General features: G+C 66.7%; 18 protein-coding genes and 2 tRNA genes. 16 read left to right on the top strand and 4 right to left on the bottom strand.

Annotation, left to right across the window (positions count from 1 at the left end):
• Position 1 precedes the first annotated feature (1 nt).
• Positions 2-1,252 (bottom strand): nucleotide disphospho-sugar-binding domain-containing protein, encoded by a 1,251-nt coding sequence (locus AC2YHT_RS06660; protein WP_487288782.1) that lies wholly within the window; start codon positions 1,250-1,252, stop codon positions 2-4.
• A gap of 246 nt (positions 1,253-1,498) precedes the next feature.
• Between AC2YHT_RS06660 and AC2YHT_RS06655 the strand changes: the two genes are divergently transcribed.
• Positions 1,499-2,662, top strand: a complete 1,164-nt coding sequence (locus tag AC2YHT_RS06655; RefSeq protein ID WP_487288843.1) for a glycosyltransferase family 4 protein — start codon at positions 1,499-1,501, stop codon at positions 2,660-2,662.
• Between the two features lie 7 nt (positions 2,663-2,669).
• On the opposite strand, the gene AC2YHT_RS06650 is transcribed toward AC2YHT_RS06655, so the two are convergent.
• The 3 genes from AC2YHT_RS06650 to AC2YHT_RS06640 all read right to left on the bottom strand — a co-directional run bounded on the left by AC2YHT_RS06650 (position 2,670) and on the right by AC2YHT_RS06640 (position 4,045).
• Positions 2,670-3,683: an LLM class flavin-dependent oxidoreductase gene (locus tag AC2YHT_RS06650; RefSeq protein ID WP_487288781.1), complete on the bottom strand. Its 1,014-nt coding sequence runs from the start codon at positions 3,681-3,683 to the stop codon at positions 2,670-2,672.
• A gap of 139 nt (positions 3,684-3,822) precedes the next feature.
• Positions 3,823-3,899, bottom strand: a tRNA-Asp gene (locus AC2YHT_RS06645).
• A gap of 69 nt (positions 3,900-3,968) precedes the next feature.
• Positions 3,969-4,045 (bottom strand) — tRNA-Asp (locus tag AC2YHT_RS06640).
• A 199-nt stretch (positions 4,046-4,244) separates the two neighbouring features.
• Between AC2YHT_RS06640 and AC2YHT_RS06635 the strand changes: the two genes are divergently transcribed.
• From AC2YHT_RS06635 to nuoK, 15 genes are all read left to right on the top strand, one after another.
• Complete coding sequence (locus AC2YHT_RS06635) at positions 4,245-4,622, top strand: NADH-quinone oxidoreductase subunit A (RefSeq protein ID WP_110117755.1); 378 nt, start codon at positions 4,245-4,247, stop codon at positions 4,620-4,622.
• Positions 4,592-5,197, top strand: a complete 606-nt coding sequence (locus tag AC2YHT_RS06630; RefSeq protein ID WP_110117756.1) for a NuoB/complex I 20 kDa subunit family protein — start codon at positions 4,592-4,594, stop codon at positions 5,195-5,197. Before AC2YHT_RS06635 ends, AC2YHT_RS06630 begins: the two co-directional genes overlap by 31 nt.
• Positions 5,194-5,796 carry an NADH-quinone oxidoreductase subunit C gene (locus tag AC2YHT_RS06625; protein ID WP_110117757.1) on the top strand — a complete coding sequence of 201 codons (603 nt, stop codon included), beginning with the start codon at positions 5,194-5,196 and terminating at the stop codon, positions 5,794-5,796. Before AC2YHT_RS06630 ends, AC2YHT_RS06625 begins: the two co-directional genes overlap by 4 nt.
• Positions 5,797-5,799: 3 nt before the next feature.
• Complete coding sequence (locus AC2YHT_RS06620) at positions 5,800-7,050, top strand: NADH-quinone oxidoreductase subunit D (protein ID WP_487288780.1); 1,251 nt, start codon at positions 5,800-5,802, stop codon at positions 7,048-7,050.
• Positions 7,047-7,379 carry a nuclear transport factor 2 family protein gene (locus AC2YHT_RS06615; protein WP_110117759.1) on the top strand — a complete coding sequence of 111 codons (333 nt, stop codon included), beginning with the start codon at positions 7,047-7,049 and terminating at the stop codon, positions 7,377-7,379. Before AC2YHT_RS06620 ends, AC2YHT_RS06615 begins: the two co-directional genes overlap by 4 nt.
• Positions 7,376-8,059 (top strand): NADH-quinone oxidoreductase subunit NuoE, encoded by a 684-nt coding sequence (gene nuoE / locus AC2YHT_RS06610; RefSeq protein ID WP_110117760.1) that lies wholly within the window; start codon positions 7,376-7,378, stop codon positions 8,057-8,059. The genes AC2YHT_RS06615 and nuoE overlap by 4 nt, the downstream gene beginning before the upstream one ends.
• Positions 8,059-8,316, top strand: coding sequence for a hypothetical protein (locus tag AC2YHT_RS06605; RefSeq protein WP_487288779.1), 258 nt, complete (start codon positions 8,059-8,061; stop codon positions 8,314-8,316). The genes nuoE and AC2YHT_RS06605 overlap by 1 nt, the downstream gene beginning before the upstream one ends.
• Complete coding sequence (locus AC2YHT_RS06600; protein WP_487288778.1) at positions 8,313-8,573, top strand: hypothetical protein; 261 nt, start codon at positions 8,313-8,315, stop codon at positions 8,571-8,573. The genes AC2YHT_RS06605 and AC2YHT_RS06600 overlap by 4 nt, the downstream gene beginning before the upstream one ends.
• Before the next feature lie 4 nt (positions 8,574-8,577).
• A complete protein-coding gene (nuoF, locus tag AC2YHT_RS06595) occupies positions 8,578-9,897 on the top strand; it encodes an NADH-quinone oxidoreductase subunit NuoF (RefSeq protein WP_110117763.1) in 1,320 nt (439 codons plus the stop codon).
• A gap of 5 nt (positions 9,898-9,902) precedes the next feature.
• Positions 9,903-11,981 (top strand): NADH-quinone oxidoreductase subunit NuoG, encoded by a 2,079-nt coding sequence (gene nuoG / locus AC2YHT_RS06590; RefSeq protein WP_487288777.1) that lies wholly within the window; start codon positions 9,903-9,905, stop codon positions 11,979-11,981.
• Between the two features lie 3 nt (positions 11,982-11,984).
• Positions 11,985-13,049: an NADH-quinone oxidoreductase subunit NuoH gene (gene nuoH / locus AC2YHT_RS06585; protein ID WP_110117765.1), complete on the top strand. Its 1,065-nt coding sequence runs from the start codon at positions 11,985-11,987 to the stop codon at positions 13,047-13,049.
• On the top strand, positions 13,049-13,288 hold the full coding sequence (locus tag AC2YHT_RS06580) for a hypothetical protein (RefSeq protein WP_110117766.1): 240 nt from the start codon (positions 13,049-13,051) through the stop codon (positions 13,286-13,288). Before nuoH ends, AC2YHT_RS06580 begins: the two co-directional genes overlap by 1 nt.
• A 231-nt stretch (positions 13,289-13,519) precedes the next feature.
• Positions 13,520-14,011: an NADH-quinone oxidoreductase subunit NuoI gene (gene nuoI / locus AC2YHT_RS06575; protein WP_487288775.1), complete on the top strand. Its 492-nt coding sequence runs from the start codon at positions 13,520-13,522 to the stop codon at positions 14,009-14,011.
• An 82-nt stretch (positions 14,012-14,093) separates the two neighbouring features.
• Entirely contained in the window at positions 14,094-14,711 is a 618-nt protein-coding gene (locus AC2YHT_RS06570) for an NADH-quinone oxidoreductase subunit J (protein ID WP_110117769.1), read from the top strand.
• Positions 14,708-15,013 (top strand): NADH-quinone oxidoreductase subunit NuoK, encoded by a 306-nt coding sequence (nuoK, locus tag AC2YHT_RS06565; protein WP_110117770.1) that lies wholly within the window; start codon positions 14,708-14,710, stop codon positions 15,011-15,013. Before AC2YHT_RS06570 ends, nuoK begins: the two co-directional genes overlap by 4 nt.
• Position 15,014: the final 1 nt, after the last annotated feature.

Here is a 15,014-nt window from a genome sequence, read left to right as displayed (position 1 = left end):
CTCAGAGCAAGGCCTCCAGCGCCTGGGCGGCGCCGCGGCCCTTGGCGTCGGCGGCGATCTGATCGCCCAGAACCTTGGCCGCCTCGCGCCAGGCCGGCTCATCCAGCAGCCGCGTCAGGGCCTGGCCGATCTTCTCCGGCGAGGCGTCCGGCGCCAGGGTGATCGCCGCGCCCCGGTGGGCGGCGCGCATGGCGTTGTCGTTCTGGTCGCGACCCATGGGCAGGCACAGCAGCGGTACGCCTGCCATCAGCGGCCGCAGGGTCGAGCCGTGGCCGGCGTGGGTCACGAAGGCGGCGGCGTTCTTCAGCAGGGCGCCGTGCGGGGCGCTGCGAACGACCTTCACATTGGCCGGGGCCTCGAACTCAGCCGGATCCAAGGTCGGGCCGGTCGTGACCAGGGCGCGGACGGGCAGGGCGGCCAGAGCGGCCAGCACGTTGCGAAGCGTCGCTTCCTGCGCCTGATAAAGGCTTGAGAACGACACCAGCACCAGGGGCGCCTCGCCCTGCGGAAGTTCGACGGTCTCCACCCAGGCCGGATCGGCCAGGTACGGGCCGACATGGGCGAACGGAGCGGGCAGGGGATCGGGCGCGAAGTCGAAGGCCGGGCTGGTCGCCAGCAGGATCGCGTCGGCGGCCTCGTACTGCGCGAAGAGGTCGGACAGTTCAGGCAGGCCGTGCTCGGCCCGAGCGGCGTTCAGCGCCGGCAGGCCCGACTGGAACAGGCCGCGCGCCATCTGGGCGACCATCGCATGCATGGCCCGCTCCTGGTCGTCGGCCGCCGGAGCCATGCCGGCCCCGAACGGCGGCGCGCCGGCAAGGTTCGGCAGCGACCAGACATTGGCGGCCAGCAGGGCGATCTTGGTTCCCCGCGTCTGGGCGGCGACCATCGCGCCGAGCAGCAACTCCTGGCTAACCACCACGTCGGCGGGGAAATCGTCCAACGCCTTAAGCACGTCGCGGGCGTAAGACGCGGCCGGGCCGGTCATCACCCGGTCGAGCAGGCGCTCGATCACCGCCATGGGATTGTCGGCCTCGAAGTCGCGCAGCCGGTCGTCATCGCGGGTCTTGCCGGTCTGGAACGGCGCGGTCGTCCAGGCGCGGAACGGCACGGACAGCGCCGCTGCGTCGGCGGCGTTGGCCGGATCGCTGATCGCTAGCACCTCGTGGCCGCGCGCGGCGAGGTCGGCGGCGACCATCAGCAGCGGCTGGACGTGACCGCCGCCCTCCCAGGTCGTGAACAGAAACCGCGCCATGATCCTCGCCCCCCTACGCAACCTAGCGAACGGTCTCGTATCAGATGTTTTTGCGCCTGGCGCGGGCACGACGTAGGGTGGCGCGGCGAGCCGCTGGACAGCGGCCAAGCTTCGGGGGAACCTCCCGTCGCTGAGCACCTTAATCGCTTGGCGGCCGCGTAAGACGGCCCCGCTGCAACAGCGAGGTACGGCGTGATCGATCTTCTGCCCACTTCCCCGCCGAGCCCCGAAGCCGGCGCGCCGCAGATTCGATCCGCCTCAGGTCGGCCCGCCCGTTTGATCGACACGACAATGCTTTACGCGCCGCGCAGCGGCGGCGTGCGCCGATATCTCAACGCCAAACGCGCCTGGCTGGCCGCCAATCGCCCGAGCGTGCGCCACACCCTGGTCGTGCCCGGGCCGCGCGACGCCCATGACGGCCACGGCCGCGTGTCGATCTACGCCGCGCCCCTGCCGTTCGGCGACGGCTACCGCTGGCCCATCGGCAAGACCAGCTGGATGGAGCGGCTGATTCGCCAACGGCCCGACATCATCGAGGCGGGCGACCCCTATACGCCCGGTCTGGCGGCGCTGAAGGCGGGCGACGCCATGGGCGTGCCGGTCGTCGGATTCTGCCACACCGATCTCGGCGCCCTGGCGGCGCTGCATATCGGCGAGTGGGCCGAAAAGCCGGTCCAGAAGCGTTGGGCGGCGATCTATCGCCAGTTCGACCAGGTCGTGGCCCCCAGCCACTTCATCGCCGGCCGTCTCGTCGAAGCGGGGGTTCGAGACGCCATCGGCCTGCCGCTGGGCGTCGATGTCGACACCTTCCATCCGGCGCGCGGCGACCGCGCGGCCCTGCGCCGGCGCCTTGGCCTGACCGATCGCCATCGCATTCTCGTCTTCGCCGGCCGCCCGGCGCGCGAAAAGAAGCTCGACGTGCTGGTCGACGCCGTCGAGAAGCTGGGCGAGCCCTATGTTCTGCTGCTGGTCGGGGCCGGGGCGGGCGCGCGGCCCAGCGACCGCGTCATCTCGATGGACTACCAGCGCGATCCCGAAGCCCTGGCCGCCATCCTGGCCGGCTGCGACGCCTTCGTGCACGCCAACGACAACGAGCCCTTCGGCCTGATCGTGCTGGAGGCCATGGCCTGCGGCCTGCCGGTGGTCGGCATCGACGCCGGCGGCGTGGCCGAAAGCGTCGATGAAGCCGTCGGCATGCTGGCGTCCGCCTCGGAAGGCGGGGTTTTCGCCGAGGCGGTCGAGGCGCTGTTCGCCCGCGACGTCTCCGCCCTGGGTCGCGCCGCGCGCCAGCGGGCCGAGGCCCGGCACGGTTGGACGCCCGTATTCGAGCGCCTAACCGGAATCTACGGACGCCTCACCGGCTCGCGGGCGTTCGTCGGCGAAGCGGCGGAAGTCGCCGCCTCGCACTAGCAAAGCGTCAGGCGGCCTGGCGCAGTTCGCTGCGCAGGCCTGCCAGGATCTCGTAGCTGCGCAGCCGCGCGGCGTGGTCGAAGATTTGCGAGGCGGCCATCACCTCATCGGCTCCGGTGGCGGCGATCACGGCCTTGACCTTGGCGGCGACGGTTTGCGGCGAGCCGATCGCCGAATAACGGAACGTATGATCCAGGCCAGCCAGTTCGTGCGGCGCAGCGATGGCGGTAATGTCATCTACGGGCGGCGGCAGCAGGCCGGGGCGGCCGCGGCGCAGGGCCAGGAACTGCTGCTGGGTCGAGGTGAACAGGCGACGCGCCTCCTCGTCGGTGTCGGCCGCGCACACCCCGATGCAGATCATGAAGTAGGGCTTGTCCAGCTGTTCGGACGGCCGGAAGCCCCGGCGATAGACCTCGATCGCCTCCATCAACTGGTCCGGCGCGAAGTGGGCGGCGAAGGCGTAGGGCAGGCCCAGCGCCGCGGCCAGCTGCGCGCCATAGGTGCTGGAGCCCAGCAGCCACATCGGCACGTCCTGTCCTTCACCCGGAACGGCGCGCACCGACTGGTCTTCCGAGGCCGGCTTGAACCACTGCTGCAGCTCGACGACGTCCTCGGCGAAGCGGTCGACCCCGCCCATGTAGCGGCGAAGCGCCCGCATGGTGGCCTGGTCGGTGCCCGGCGCGCGGCCCAGACCCAGATCGATTCTGCCCGGATGCAGGGCCGCCAGCGTGCCGAAAGCCTCGGCGACCATCAGCGGCGCGTGGTTCGGCAGCATGATTCCTCCCGACCCGACTCGAATCTTCGAGGTTCCGGCGGCCACGTGACCGATCACCACGGTTGTAGCGGCGCTGGCGATCCCGGGCATGTTGTGGTGCTCGGCCAGCCAAAACCTGTGGAAACCTAGAGACTCGGCATGACGCGCGAGGTCCAAAGTATTGGCCAAGGCTTTACTGACCGATGTTCCTTGAGGAACCGGCGACAGATCCAGGACGGAAAGCGGGATATCGGCGGGCTGAGTCATGCCCGCTAGATCGGGATGCGACCGCTCGGTAACAACCGTCCGCGGACACAATTTGTCGCAGTCGATGTCGCGAACGCGCGTACAAGCAGCAGCATGAGGCGCTTGTCTGGGCAGTTCAAAAAATGGGGGAGGGGAAAAGTGGCGCGAATGACGGGGCTCGAACCCGCGACCTCCGGCGTGACAGGCCGGCGCTCTAACCAACTGAGCTACATCCGCGTCGCGTAAGGTCGTAAAACCCTACGAAGCGCTCGCTTTTACCTCGGATCGCGACCTTCTAGGAGAAGGTGGCGCGAATGACGGGGCTCGAACCCGCGACCTCCGGCGTGACAGGCCGGCGCTCTAACCAACTGAGCTACATCCGCATTACCGTCCGCCGAAGCGAAAGTGCGACCCGCCGTGCGGCGAGGGGCGTCTGATATGTCGGGCGAAGACTCGTGTCAACGGCCATGTCGCCGAACCTGTGGATGGCCAGAAGTTGCGATCGTTTCTCAATGTGCCCGGGGCGTTTGAAGCCTGGAAGACACTGGGCTACAACGCGGCCGATTCAAGCCAAGGGCTGTCATGAACGCCTTCCTTCTCCAGTACCTGCCGATCGTGATCTTCCTCGGGATCGCGGCGGTTATCGGCATCGTCTTCATGCTGGCTGCCGCCGTGCTCGCGCCCAAGGCGCCGGACCCGGAAAAGCTGTCCGCATACGAATGCGGCTTCAACGCCTTCGACGACGCGCGCATGAAGTTCGACGTCCGGTTCTACCTGGTCTCGATCCTCTTCATCATCTTCGACCTCGAAGTGGCTTTCCTGTTCCCGTGGGCGGTGACCCTGCTGAAGCTTCCGCATGAAGCCTCGGTCTTCGCCTTCTGGTCGATGATGAGCTTCCTCGGCGTTCTGACTGTCGGCTTTATCTACGAATGGAAGAAGGGCGCCCTCGAATGGGAGTGATCGTTCCCGCCAACAGCTCGCCGCTTCCGGCGGCTGGCGCCGCTGGCCGCTCGACGGTGCAGGGCTATGACCCCAAGCTGCACGACGCCTTCTTCGACGGCGTGTCGCAGCAGCTGGCCGACAAGGGCTTCATCACCGCGGCCGCCGACGACCTGATCACCTGGGCGCGCACCGGCTCGCTGATGTGGATGACGTTCGGCCTGGCGTGCTGCGCCGTCGAGATGATGCACTCGGCCATGCCGCGCTACGACCTGGAGCGCTACGGCTTCGCGCCGCGCGCCAGTCCGCGTCAGTCGGACGTGATGATCGTCGCCGGCACGCTGACCAACAAGATGGCTCCGGCTCTGCGCAAGGTCTACGACCAGATGCCCGAGCCCCGCTACGTCATCTCGATGGGCAGCTGCGCCAATGGCGGCGGCTACTACTATTATAGCTACAGCGTCGTGCGCGGCTGCGACCGCGTCGTGCCGATCGACATCTACGTGCCGGGCTGCCCGCCCACGGCCGAAGCGCTCGTCTACGGCGTGCTGCAGCTCCAGAAGAAGATCCGTCGCACGGGGACCATCGAGCGATGAGCCAAGACCTCGAAGCCCTCGGCCAGGCGATCGTCGCCAACTCGGCCGGGGCCATCGCCTCGTACAACGTCGCGTTCGGCGAGCTGAACCTGCTCGGTTCGACGAACCGCGTGGTCGAGCTGCTGACCTATCTGCGTGATCACCCCGACTACCGCTTCCACCAGCTGGTGGACCTGACGGCAGTCGACTACCCCGAGCGCGCCGCGCGTTTCGACGTGGTCTACCACCTGCTGTCGATGGTGAAGAACGTCCGCGTCCGCGTGAAGGTGCAGACCGACGAAGACACCCCGGTGCCGAGCGCCACGCCGGTGTTCCCGGTCGCCGACTGGTTCGAGCGCGAGGCGTTCGACATGTACGGCGTGTTCTTCGAAGGCCACCCGGACCTGCGCCGGATCCTGACGGACTACGGTTTCCACGGCCACCCGCTGCGGAAAGACTTCCCGATGACCGGCTATGTCGAGGTCCGCTACGACGACGAGCTCAAGCGCGTCGTCTACGAACCCGTGAAGATCACCGAGTTCCGCGCCTTCGACTTCCTGTCTCCGTGGGAAGGGGCGAAGTACGCTCTGCCGGGCGACGAGAAGGCGGAAAAGGCTTAAGTCATGACTGGCACGAACGCGCCCGCCGCGGCGACCGACTTCTTCCGCGACGAACCGACGGTTCCGGTGATCCCGGAGACCCCGGTCCGCAAGTTCAACATCAACTTCGGCCCCCAGCACCCTGCCGCGCACGGCGTGCTGCGTCTGGTGCTCGAACTCGACGGTGAAATCGTCGAGCGCGTCGATCCGCACATCGGCCTGCTGCACCGCGGCACCGAGAAGCTGATGGAAGCGCGCACCTATCTGCAGAACATCCCGTACTTCGACCGCCTCGACTACGTGGCGCCGATGAACCAGGAGCATGCGTTCTGCCTGGCCATCGAAAAGCTGCTGGGCGTTGAAGTGCCCAAGCGCGGCCAGGTCATCCGCGTGCTGTTCTGCGAGATCGGCCGCGTCCTGAACCACCTGCTGAACGTGACGACCCAGGCCATGGACGTCGGCGCCCTGACGCCGCCGCTCTGGGGCTTCGAGGAGCGCGAGAAGCTGATGGTGTTCTACGAGCGCGCCTGCGGCGCTCGCCTGCACGCCAACTACTTCCGTCCGGGCGGCGTCCACCAGGACCTCACCCCCTCGCTGATCGACGACATCGAGAGCTGGGCCAAGGCCTTCCCGAAGATCTGCGACGACATCGAGGGCCTGATCACCGACAACCGCATCTTCAAGCAGCGCAACGTCGACATCGGCGTCGTGAGCAAGGAAGACGCGTGGGCCTGGGGCTTCTCGGGCGTGATGGTGCGTGGTTCGGGCATCGCCTGGGACCTGCGCCGCAACCAGCCGTACGAGAACTACAACGAGTTCGAGTTCGACATCCCGCTCGGCAAGAACGGCGACTGCTATGATCGCTATCTCTGCCGCATGCAGGAGATGCGCGAGAGCACCAAGATCATCCTGCAGGCCGTCGCCATGCTGCGCGGCACGCCGGGTCCGGTGCTGACCGAGGACAACAAGGTCAGCCCGCCGCGTCGCGCCGAGATGAAGCGCTCGATGGAAGCCCTGATCCACCACTTCAAGCTCTACACCGAGGGCTTCAAGACGCCGGAAGGCGAGGTCTACGCGGCCGTCGAAGCCCCCAAGGGCGAGTTCGGCGTCTACGTGGTCAGCAACGGCACCAACAAGCCGTACCGCTGCAAGATCAAGGCTCCGGGCTTCTCGCACCTGGCGGCCATGGACTGGATGAACCGCGGCCACCAGCTGGCCGACGTTTCGGCCATCCTGGGCTCGCTCGACATCGTGTTCGGCGAGGTCGATCGATGAGCCTCGAGAGCATCGCCCAGGCTCAGCTCGACGCCTACAACGCCCAGGATCTGGACGCCCACTGCGCCCACTTCTCGGACGACGTGGTCGTGGCCGGCCTGAACGGCGAAGTCGCGCGCACGGGCATCGAGGCCTACCGCGCCTTCTACGCCAAGACCTTCGCCGAGTTCCCCAAGAACAAGGCCGAGCTCCTGAACCGCATCGTGGTCGGCTCGAACGTGATCGATCACGAGCACGTCGACCGCGGCAACGGCGACGCGCCCTTCCAGGTCGCCGCCATCTACACCTTCAAGGGCGACAAGATCGTCCGCGTGGATTTCGCACGATGAGCGTTCGTCGTCTCGCCAAAGAGCAGCCCGCCAGCTTCGCCTTCTCGAAGGACAGCCAGGCCAAGGCCGACTGGTGGAAGGCCAAGTATCCCGCCGCCCGCAAGCAGTCGGCGGTGATCCCGATGCTGTGGCTGGCCCAGAAGCAGGAAGGCTGGATTTCCGAGCCGGCGATCCAGGAGATCGCCAAGCAGCTCGAGATGCCGGTCATCCGCGTGCTGGAAGTCGCCACCTTCTACGTGATGTTCCAGCTGGCCCCGGTCGGCAAGACCGCCTTCGTCCAGCTGTGCGGCACCACGCCGTGCCAGCTGCGCGGCGCGCTCGACCTGAAGTCGGTGCTGGAGAAGAAGATCGGCCCGGCCCACACCGTGTCGGCCGACGGCAAGTTCAGCTGGGAAGAGGTCGAGTGCCTCGGCGCCTGCTGCAACGCCCCGATGGCGGCCATCAACGACTACTACTACGAAGACCTGACGCCGGAGAGCCTGGCCCAGATCCTCGACGACTTCGCCGCGGGCAAGGCCCCGCAGCCGGGCAGCTACGAGGGCCGCAAGTCCTCGGAGCCGAAGGAAAAGATCCAGACCCTGACCGATCCGAAGCTGTACGACGGCTCGGCGGCCAAGAAGATCAAGATCCCGAACCTGCCCGAGAAGCCCAAGAAGACCAAGGCGGAGCCCGCCGCCTGATGACCGACGTCGCCGTCCATCAGAAGAAGCGCCTCACGACGATGCTCGCCATCGACGTCGTGTGCTTCCTGCTGGCCGGCGCGGCGATCGTCGGCCACGTGGCCTTCCACGTCTGGTGGCTGCTGCCGGTGTTCATCCTGGCCGTCGTGGTCGGGCTGGGCGCCCAGATCTGGTTCATCCTCGGCTGGATGAAGGCCACCAAGCCTGAAGCCGCCGCCGAGGCTGGAGCCGAGCCGCAAGCGGGGAGGGCGCCTTGAGCGACGACCTTTCCGCCAGGCGGGCGGCCTATCTGGCCACGATCAAGGGGCTCTACCGCAAGGAGCGGGTCCTGGGTTTCGTGGCCTGCCTGGCCGGCGTCCTGCTGCTGATCTGGGGCCGGGAGGTCCCTGGGGCTCCGGCCTGGGCGGCGCCCACAGGTCTTTTGGTGATCGGCGCCGGTTGGCTGCTTTTCGCCTATGTCATCGTCCGGCGGACGCGCTATGTCCGCACCCATCCATTCGATCCGCAAAGCTAGAGTCATGGTCGGTATCCTCGAAGACAAGGATCGCATCTTCACCAACCTTTACGGGCTCCAGGACTGGGGTCTGGAAGGTGCGAAGGCGCGCGGTTGCTGGAACGGCACCAAGGACATTCTTGACGCCGGTCGCGACTGGATCATCGAGAACATGAAGAACTCCGGTCTGCGAGGCCGGGGCGGGGCTGGTTTCTCGACCGGTCTGAAGTGGTCCTTCATGCCCAAGGAAGTGAAGGACGGCCGTCCGCACTACCTGGTGGTCAACGCCGACGAGTCCGAGCCGGGCACCTGCAAGGACCGGGAGATCATGCGGCACGATCCGCACCTCCTGATCGAGGGCTGTCTGATCGCCTCGCGCGCCATGCTGGCCCACGCCTGCTACATCTACATCCGCGGCGAATACGTCTTCGAGCGCGAGCGCCTGGAAGCGGCGGTCAAGCAGGCCTACGAGGCCAAGCTCATCGGCAAGGACAATGTCCACGGCTGGGACTTCGACCTCTACGTCCACCACGGCGCCGGCGCCTATATCTGCGGTGAAGAGACCGCCCTGCTGGAAAGCCTGGAAGGCAAGAAGGGCCAGCCGCGCCTGAAGCCGCCGTTCCCGGCCGGCGCTGGCCTCTACGGCATGCCGACCACGGTCAACAACGTCGAGAGCATCGCCGTCGCCGGCACCATCCTGCGCCGCGGCGCGGCCTGGTTCGCGGGCTTTGGCCGTCCCAACAACGCCGGCACCAAGCTGTTCTGCGTCTCGGGCCACGTGAACCTGCCCTGCAACGTCGAAGAAGCCATGAGCATCCCCTTCCGTCAGCTGATGGAAGACCACTGCGGCGGCATTCGCGGCGGCTGGGGCAACCTCAAGGCCGTCATCCCGGGTGGTTCGTCGGTGCCGATGATCCCCGCCGAGCAGTGCGAAGACCTGCCGATGGACTTCGACGCTCTGCGGAACCTGAAGTCGGGCCTGGGCACCGCCGCCGTCATCGTCATGGACAAGTCCACCGACCTCGTCCGCGCCATCGCCCGCCTGTCGTACTTCTACAAGCACGAGAGCTGCGGCCAGTGCACGCCGTGCCGCGAAGGCACCGGCTGGATGTGGCGGGTCATGGAACGCATGGCCACCGGCGAAGCCGATCCGAAAGAGATCGACACCCTGCTGGACGTCACGACCCAGGTCGAGGGTCACACCATCTGCGCCCTGGGCGACGCGGCCGCCTGGCCGATCCAGGGTCTGTTCCGCCACTTCCGCCACGAGGTGGAGGAGCGGATCGCTTCCTATCGTAGCGGTCGCCTGCACGTGCAGGGCGCCAAGCTGATCGCGGCGGAGTAACGAGAATGGCAATCGCCAAGGTCAACGGCGTCGAGGTCGAGTTCGAACCCGGCATGACGGTTCTGCAGGTCGCGGAACTGGCTGGGGAAGAGATCCCGCGCTTCTGCTATCACGAGCGTCTGAGCATCGCCGGCAACTGCCGCATGTGCCTGGTCGAGGTTAAGCCCGGTCCGCCGAAGCCGCAGGCGTCTTGCGCCCTGCCGGCCGCCGAGGGCCAGGAGATCTTCACCAAGACTCCGATGGTCAAGAAGGCCCGCGAAGGGGTGATGGAGTTCCTGCTCATCAACCACCCGCTGGACTGCCCGATCTGCGACCAGGGCGGCGAGTGCGACCTGCAGGACCAGGCCGTCGGCTACGGCCGTGACGACAGCCGCTACGAAGAGAACAAGCGCGCGGTCGAAGAGAAGGCCATGGGCCCGCTCATCAAGACCGTGATGACGCGCTGCATCCAGTGCACCCGCTGCGTCCGCTTCATCACCGAAGTCGCCGGCTCGCCGGAAATCGGCCTGATCTCGCGCGGCGAAGACGTTGAAATCACGACCTATCTGGGCGCCGCGGTGACCTCGGAGCTGTCGGCCAACGTCATCGACCTGTGCCCGGTCGGCGCCCTGACCTCCAAGCCCTACGCCTTCGAAGCCCGTCCGTGGGAACTGAAGAAGACCGAAAGCGTCGACGTCCAGGACGCCCTGGGCTCGTCGATCCGCGTCGACGCTCGCGCCAACGCCGTCCTGCGCGTGCTGCCGCGCGTCAACGAGGACGTCAACGAAGAGTGGATCAGCGACAAGACGCGCTACGCCGTCGACGGCCTGCAGCGCCAGCGCCTCGACCGCCCGTACGTCCGCGTCGACGGCAAGCTGAAGCCGGCCACGTGGTCTGAGGCTTTCGCCGCCGTCTCCGCCAAGATCAAGGCGACCGCTCCTGAGCGCATCGGCGTCATCGCCGGCGACCTGCAGGACGCCGAAAGCCTGAAGGCGACCAAGGATCTCTTCACCGCCCTGGGCGTGAAGAACCTCGACGCCCGCCAGGACGGTACGGCCCTGGGCAATGGCCCGCGCGAGAGCTGGCTGTTCAACTCGACCATCGCCGGCATCGAAGACGCCGACGTCGTGCTGTTCGTGGGCGCCAACCCGCGCCTCGAGGCTCCGGTCCTCAACGCCCGCTTCCGCAAGCAGTGGATCGCCGGCAAGACCCGCTTCGGCGTCATCGGCGAACAGGCCGATCTGACGTTCGACTACGACTACCTCGGCGCCGGCGCCAAGACGCTGTCGGGCCTGGCCAAGGCCAAGAACGACTTCGTCGCCGCCCTGAAGGCCGCCGAGCGTCCCGCCATCATCATCGGCCAGGGCGCCCTGGCCCGCGCCGACGGCGCGGCGATCCTCAAGGCCGCCGCCGGCGTCGCCAAGACCTTCAAGGTCGTGCGCCCCTCAAGCGATGAAAAAGGGGGCTGGAACGGCTGGAACGTGCTGCACACCGCCGCCGCCCGCGTGGCCGGCCTCGATCTGGGCTTCGTCCCGGCCGAGGGCGCTCTCTCGGCGCGCGACATGCTGAAGCCGGGCGCGCTGGACGTGCTGTTCCTGCTGGGCGCCGACGAGTGCGAGCCCGCCGCCAGCGACGCCTTCAAGATCTATCTGGGCACCCACGGCGACGCCGGCGCCCACAAGGCCGACGTCATCCTGCCGGGCGCGGCCTACACCGAAAAGAACGGCCTCTACGTCAACACCGAGGGCCGGGTGCAGATGGGCAAGCGCGCCGTGTTCCCGAAGGGCGAGGCCAAGGAAGACTGGTCGATCCTGCGGGCGCTGTCGGAAGTGCTGGGCGCCAAGCTGCCCTATGACAGCCTGGACCAGCTGCGCGCCAAGCTGTTCGCCGATCACCCCACCTTCGGCCAGATCGACTTCGCGCCGGGCTCGGTCCCGACCGTGTTCGACCTCGCCGCCGTCGGTGGGGAAGGGGACGTCTCCGAAGCTCCGTTCGAGAGCCCGGTGAAGGCCTTCCACCTGACCAACCCCATTGCGCGCGCCAGCGTGACCATGGCCGAGTGCGCGGCCAACGTCTCGGCCGCCGCCAAGATCGCCGCGGAGTAAGCCGTGTCTCAGACCAACCCGCTTATCTGGTTCGGCCTCACTCTCGGCGGCATCCTGCTGGTCGTGATCTGGGTTCTGCTGAGCCTGGCCTTCCTGCTGCTGGCCGACCGCAAGATCTGGGCCGGCGTCCAGATGCGCAAGGGCCCGAACGTCGTCGGCCCCTTCGGCCTGCTGCAGTCCTTCGCCGACTTCGGCAAGTTCGTGCTGAAGGAAATCGTCATCCCGGCTGGCGCCGACAAGGCGATCTTCCTGCTGGCCCCGCTGATCAGCCTGGTCCTGGGCTTCATCGGCTGGGCCGTGGTGCCGTTCGCGCCGGGCTGGGTCGTCTCCAACCTGAACGTCGGCATCCTCTACCTGCTGGCGATGAGCTCGCTGGGCGTCTACGGCATCATCATGGGCGGCTGGGCTTCGAACTCGAAGTACCCGTTCCTGGGCGCGCTGCGTTCGGCGGCGCAGATGGTGTCGTACGAAGTCTCGATCGGCCTGATCATCATCACGGTGATCCTGCTGGCCGGCTCGATGAACCTGTCGACGATCGTCGAGAACCAGTCCGGCTGGATCTGGAACTGGAACGTGTTCGGCGGCGGCGGCCTCAAGAACATCATCCTGCTGCCGGTCATGGTGATCGCCATGGGCATGTTCTACATCTCGGCCTTGGCCGAGACGAACCGCCCGCCCTTCGACCTTCCGGAAGCCGAATCCGAACTCGTGGCCGGTTACCAGGTCGAGTACTCGTCGACCCCGTACCTGCTGTTCATGGTCGCCGAATATTCGAACATCGTGCTGATGTGCGCGATGATCAGCGTGCTGTTCTTCGGCGGCTGGAATCTGGGTCTGCCGATCGACCTGGTGGCGATGTGGGGCTGGTGGGGCAAGCTGGCCCTGGCCCTGGTGTTCTACGCCAAGATCGTCTTCTGGTTCTTCATGTTCGCCATGGCTAAGGCGATCGTGCCTCGCTACCGCTACGACCAACTGATGCGCCTGGGCTGGAAGGTCTTCCTGCCGATGTCGCTGGTGCTGGTCGCCCTGGTCGCCGGTTGGCGCGTCTTCTCGCCGGTGGCGGGCTGATGCGTCCCGCCGCCCTGGCCTTGACGGGGCTGGTCCTGGTTTCGCTGGGCGCATGCGCGTCGAGCGAGGCCTCGGACCGCTCCTATTCGCTGGGACGGGGGATCGTGAACTACGACGAACTGCGCCGGGCCGGCGACAAGTGCAAGGCCGAGGGCGGAACGTTGCAGGCCAAGATGGACGGGGGAGATCCCGCCCAGCTTTCGAACTACACCTGCGTCATTCCCCGAGCCGGGAAATGAGGCGGGTCGTCCTCGGGATCGCGGTGATCGGCCTGCTTGCCGGCTGCACGATACCGGGACGAAGCATTCGGCCGCCGCGGGAGCGATCGCTCGAGGAGCAGATCGAGGCCCGCCGGAAGGCCGAGGAAGAGACAAAGGACTGCGTGCTGCGCCAGCAGGTGCGGCGTCAGCAGGAAGAGCGGGGTAGGGACGTCCGTCCTTTCCCTAAGGAAAAGTGTTAGGAGAGCTCTGGTGTTCCAGCGCATCACGCAAGCGGTCAAAGGGGTGGCCCTGCTCGATTTCGCGGGCGCCTTCGGCCTGGCCATGAAGTATCTGGTCGCGCCGAAGAAGACCGTGATCTACCCGAACGAGCGCGGCCCGCAGTCGCCTCGTTTCCGTGGCGAGCACGCCCTGCGTCGCTATCCCAACGGGGAAGAGCGCTGCATCGCCTGCAAGCTGTGCGAGGCCATCTGCCCCGCCCAGGCGATCACCATCGAGGCCGAACCGCGCGAGGACGGCAGCCGCCGTACGACCCGCTACGACATCGACATGGTGAAGTGCATCTACTGCGGTCTCTGCCAAGAGGCCTGCCCGGTGGACGCCATCGTCGAAGGCCCGAACATCGAGTTCGCGGTCGAGACGCGTGAAGAGCTCTACTACGACAAGGAAAAGCTGCTCGACAACGGTGACCGTTGGGAACGGCTGATCGCGAAGAATCTGGAGTTGGACGCTCCGTACCGCTAAACGGTCCGGCGCGAATCCGAGGTTGGCGGCGTGTATTTCGCGCGCCGTCGTTATTTGAACTTTCAGGGGAGCACCCTGGCCAATGGCCTTGCAGGCGATAGCTTTCTATTTGCTGGCGTTCGTGACGATAGCGGCGGGTCTTCTCGTCGTGTCGGCCAAGAACCCCGTGCACTCGGTGCTCTTCCTGATCACCGCCTTCTTCTCGGCCGCCGGCCTCTTCGTCCTTCTGGGCGCTGAGTTCCTGGCGATGCTGCTGATCGTCGTCTATGTGGGCGCGGTCGCGGTGCTGTTCCTCTTCGTGGTCATGATGCTCGACATCGACTTCGAAGCGCTGCGGGACGGCTTCGCGCAATACCTGCCCATCGGCGGCCTCGTCGCCGGCGTGCTGACCATCGAGATGATCATGGTCGCCGTCAGCGTCGCCACCAACGGCAAGGCCAGCGCCAACGCGCTGCCCAACGCCTCGCCGGGCGGCTTCAGCAACACCGAGGCGCTCGGTCGGGTGCTCTACACCGACTATGTCTTCTTCTTCCAGGCGGCGGGCCTGGTGCTGCTGGTCGCCATGATCGGCGCCATCGTCCTGACCCTGCGCCACAAGCCGGGCGTCAAGCGCCAGGACATTGGCAAGCAGATCGCCCGTACGCCCAAGACCGGAATGGAACTCGTGCAGATCAAGCCGGGCGAGGGGATCAGCGAATGATCGGCCTTCCGCATTACCTCATCGTCGCCGCCATCCTTCTGACGATCGGCGTCTTCGGTATCTTCGTGAACCGCAAGAACATCATCGTCATCCTGATGTCGATCGAGCTCATCCTGCTCGCGGTGAACATCAACCTGGTGGCGTTCTCGGCCTACCTGCATGACGTGGTGGGCCAGATCTTCGCGATGTTCGTGCTGACCGTGGCCGCCGCCGAGGCGGCCGTCGGCCTCGCCATCCTGGTGACCTTCTTCCGTAACCGCGGCGACATCGCGGTCGACGACGCCAGCATGATGAAGGGCTGAC

Source organism: Caulobacter sp. SRI_008 (genome assembly GCF_057586355.1).
Note: the sequence above shows the minus strand (reverse complement) of the source record. Positions and strands in the feature narration are given on the sequence as shown.